Source organism: Stenotrophomonas sp. PS02298 (assembly GCF_029959445.1).
Classification (GTDB): domain Bacteria; phylum Pseudomonadota; class Gammaproteobacteria; order Xanthomonadales; family Xanthomonadaceae; genus Stenotrophomonas.
The window spans coordinates 1-255 of record NZ_JASCOR010000355.1 but is presented as its reverse complement, the minus strand read 5'-3'; the positions used below and the strand labels follow the sequence as shown (position 1 = coordinate 255).

The 255-nt window shown below is 63.5% G+C and carries 1 pseudogene; it reads left to right on the top strand.

Features of this window, described 5'->3' with window-relative positions:
• Nucleotides 1-255, top strand: a pseudogene (locus QMX78_RS21625) (methyl-accepting chemotaxis protein); the annotation flags it as partial.

Genomic DNA, 255 nt, shown 5'->3' with positions numbered 1-255 from the left:
TCAAGGAAAGCAACGCGCTGGTCGCTTCGCACATCCAGATGCTGCTGTCCGCGCTGGAGATCATCAAGCGCTATGCCAATGGCGATCTGTCCGTCGATATCGAACGCCTGCCCGGCGAGAAGGCCGTCATCACCGAGACCGTGGATGCGGTCAAGGCCAGCCTGTCGGCGATCAACAACGAGATCAAGCGCCTGGCCGGCGCCGCCGCACAAGGCGACTTCTCGGTGCGCGGCGATGCCGCTGCCTACCAGCATG